The sequence below is a fragment of the Paludisphaera rhizosphaerae genome (genome assembly GCF_011065895.1).
Classification (GTDB): Bacteria; Planctomycetota; Planctomycetia; order Isosphaerales; family Isosphaeraceae; genus Paludisphaera; species Paludisphaera rhizosphaerae.
Genome location: NZ_JAALCR010000070.1, coordinates 1 through 3,859 on the forward strand (window position 1 = coordinate 1; position 3,859 = coordinate 3,859).

The 3,859-nt window shown below is 64.0% G+C and carries 2 protein-coding genes; one reads left to right on the forward strand and one right to left on the reverse strand.

The genetic code is table 11. The features are described 5' to 3' along the window. Positions 1 to 540 precede the first annotated feature (540 nt). Entirely contained in the window at positions 541 to 1,803 is a 1,263-nt protein-coding gene (locus tag G5C50_RS31920; protein ID WP_165076108.1) for a hypothetical protein, read from the forward strand. 45 nt (positions 1,804 to 1,848) lie between these two features. On the opposite strand, the gene G5C50_RS31925 is transcribed toward G5C50_RS31920, so the two are convergent. Beyond that, on the reverse strand, positions 1,849 to 3,780 hold the full coding sequence (locus tag G5C50_RS31925; RefSeq protein WP_165076110.1) for a hypothetical protein: 1,932 nt from the start codon (positions 3,778 to 3,780) through the stop codon (positions 1,849 to 1,851). Between the last annotated feature and the right edge of the window lie 79 nt (positions 3,781 to 3,859).

The following is a 3,859-nucleotide window of genomic DNA, read 5'->3' on the forward strand; positions in this document are numbered from 1 at the left end:
CTGGTGCGATCAGGTGGAAAGCGGAAAGAAGCCGCCCACCACAAGCGAATCGCCCGGAGGGCCGACGAATGTCGAGAACCTTCCGCCAGTAGTCGGGTGGCTCGTCGACTTACAGAAGGAGCGAATCCAGCAACACGCCCATGTCGTGGATGAGTTGGTCAGGATTCTCGCTGGGTGCCGCTGGAGAGACTGGGATGAGCTTTCCCCGGCGCCATCACCGACCCACGAAGGCCCGAAGGAAGCCGCCCCAACGAATTCTCCGCCGACGTCGTCATCGGTCTCCCAGCCCTCCCTCGATGTCGTCCCGACGAGATACGTCGAGCCGAACCCGATCCGTCGGCCCAGCGCGACTCCGGGTCCGATCCTCAACGACTACCCGGGACTGCCGATGATCGTCACACCGATTCCAGGTCCCTGCCCGCCGAACTGATGATCGCCCCCGTCAGGACTGGAGTGGTGCGACGGCCCAACGGTTGATTCGTCTGGCTGAGCGGTCGAATGGCGACCAGCGACCGGGTGTGTGAAAGGAGCCGAATCGAGATGGCTCGAGACCGTCGGAAGCCCTATCGCCGTGGCTTGAAGCCGAGCAAGACGATTCGAGCCTTGATGGAGAACGCGATCCCGGCGGTCAGGCCGCGGGACTCGCAACCCCACTGGACCGGCCGTCGCGCCCGCGTATACCGCCTGACGGCGACCTTGGGCGAGTCCCTGGAATGGCGGCCGGATTATCTGGCCGACATCCTCGGGAGCCGCTCGCCCGAGAACACCCTGTACTTCGTCGACACCGGATTCGTGACGACGCAGATCGATGAGCGGGTCTGGGACGCGATCCTCCGGCGCAAGGTGGTGATCACGCCCCAAATCTGGGGCGAACTCGGCCCATGGCTCGAGTCGCCCAAGGCGAACAAGCAACTTCGAGATCTGATCCGCGACTCGCGCGCGGGACGGACAGCGAACATCGAACATCTCAGCATCGACAAGACCCTGATCGACCACGCCTATGACTACTACCTGGCCCTCCTCAGCAGCCGGAAGAAGCTATGGCGGGAAGTCGCGGACGACTTCGGGGCCGCCAAGGGTCGAGAGCCTACGGAGGAGGAGTTGCTGCGACGGCTGCAGACCCGGGCTGGGGACTATTTCGACATCGCCAAGAAAGGTTGGGAGGACCGGGAGAAGCCGAATCTCTTCGCGGATGAGGAGTTGGTGGTGTCGGCCGTCCTGACCGCCGTCCTGCGCGGCGTCGAGGTGGTCATACTGACCAGGGACAACGACATCCAGAGGCAGCTTACGGAGATGTTCGGCACCCTGAGCGGCCACTACGATTCGATGCTCTACGCCGACTACCTGGACCGGCACCGAGCGGAATACGGCGACCTCCTGATTCCGACCGAGTTGCCCGGCGAAGATCCCAGAGGTCCGTTGGTGACCTCTTCCAAAGAAATGGCGGGCTTCACGTTCAGCCAGTCCGAACTGATGAGTAGCCGCCCCGACTCATTCCTCCCGGCCGTGGTGAATTGCATGTTGTTCGGGGGAAACGACTCTCAAAGGAGGCTTTCCATCCTCTCGGCCTGCGTCGAGACCCGGATGCGTGAACTCCTGAAACTCAAGACTCTTGCGCATCGACCCAACACGGATAAGTTCGGCGATTTCAACTGCCACTTGGCCGGTGCGATGATTCCAGAGTCGCTCACGTTCATCCTCGCGAAAGACGTGTTCAGGGATCTCGACGGAGTGAAGGTGACCGGCGCCGACTACGTGAACGCCACGGGCGCACGCGTCAAGAGCATGCACTTCAGCTACTAGTCTTCTCCCCACCGGGCCACGACCTAACAGGATGGATCACGTTAATCAAATCGCCCGCAGTTCCGCGGCGTAAGGGTCGGTCCGGATCACCCTGGAGCCGGCTGCCGAAGTCGTGAACGACGTTGACGCCGCGGCGGTCCCTGGGGTGGGCGTTGCGGAATCCATGACCGTGACCTCGACCGAGTACGAGGTCGAGGGCGTCAGGCCCGTCAGGTTCAGGACCGGTCCGGTCTCCCCCTCAACGGCGTCCCCGTCGAGGGTCCAGGCGTAGGACAGCGTCCCGACTCCGCCGGTGGGGGTGGCCGTCACGGTCGCGGTTGTGGAAGTGATCGCCGAAGAAGCCAGCGAGACCGAGAGCGGCGTTCCCCCCGACGACAGCGTGGTCGCCGTGACGGCGGGGCTTTCACGGTAGAACCCACCGGAGTCGGTCGCCCTTCTCACATAGGAGTAGGCCGTCGAAGACGTCAGCCCCACGTCGTTCAGATCTTCCGCCGTAGCCCCAATGACCGCGGCACCGTCCCTGAACCACTGGTAGGTATAGGGGCCGTAGCCGCCGTTCGCGGCCGGGGCCGTGAGGCTGGCCGACGTGGAGGTCGTGGAAGAGGTCGTGACCGTCTTGGGGTCGACCAGGCCGGCGAGATCAAGGAGAGCGGCCCTCACGAAGGGGGCGATGTACTCGGCCATCTTGCCGCCGCCGAGTTCGGTGGGGTGGATCGAGTCCTGCCAGGCGTCGGGGTAGGTCGTCCGCGAGCCGACGATCGGCGTCCCCGTCGTGCGGCTGTACTTGCCGACGTAGGACATGACCGAGTCGGTCGGCGGATCCTCGTAGTCGGCCCCGAAGGCGTCGACGGGATGGTCGATGTAGTCGAGCGGGTCGCCGTGGTCCGCGATCTGCCCCGAGTCGCGACGGAGCCAATTGTTGAGGGTCGTTCGGCCTGCCTCGGCCGAGTCGTTGTCGTTGTACGGCGTCGACGTCGACACCATGAGCTTTTCGCCCATCGCCCGGAAGTCGCTGTACGTCGACGTCTTGAAGTGGTCGATGACGTCGAAGCCGTTGTTATGCCCGTGGTGGACGATCTTGAGAATCGGCACGCCGAGCGTCCGCAGAGCGGTAGCCAACTCGGTCATCTCGGGCACCTGCTGGTCTATCGTCGTCGACATCCCACCGGCGATTCCCAGGTTCGCGGCCCCGCCCAGGACGTCAGTCGTATCCGCCGCCAACTGGCTCGGCCACTTGGGAAACTGGGTCGTGCTGTTCCCGACCGCGATCACGAAGGGCTTCAGCCCACTCCCCGCGTCCACGAACGGGCTGTAGACGCCGTACTCGCTGTTGAAATACCGAGAGATCGCGATGCGTTCGCCCCACGTCAAGGCCCGGTCGAAGTAGATCCACTCGGCGAGTTCGTAAGCTCCCGAGCGGCAGAAAATCAGGGGGCGGTCCGACTGTGAGATGGGACCGGCGTTGGTGCTGCACCATGCGGAGAAGTCCTGAGCGTACCGGCCGCCGGCGTAGGGGCTCGACGATGACGAATCCATCACGCCGCAATAAGACTGCCAGCCATCTTCACGGCTGTTGCTGGTCGCCCGGGTCGTGACTCCGGCGAAGTTCTGTACGGGGGGCGTCGACGAATCGAAGCGGCACCAGAAACTCGCCGTGCCGTCCCACCAAGGCTCGACGTTGGCGGAAATCCGGTGGACGCAGAGGATGGACCAGTCGCCGGGCACATCCGCGAAAAAACCATCGGTCTGGGCCGAGCCGCCGCCGAAGACCACGGCCCCCTTGCTGTTGATCGCACTAGCGTTGTACGTGGCCGACCCGGAGACCGTCAGGTCCCAGCCGTTGCCGCTCAAGTCGGGGATGGTCGCTCCGGTGATTGAGCCAGCCGTCAGTCCCGACGAACTCAGCTTATAACGGGCCCGGATGCCTGTGAGCGTCCCGGGGTCGATGATCGGTGGGGCAGGGTTCTGCAACGGCATGGGGATCTCCTCAGAGTAAGTCTTCCCTGAAATACCCCCCTTCGGGGGACGACGCAGGAGGGGAATTCAGTCCATCTCG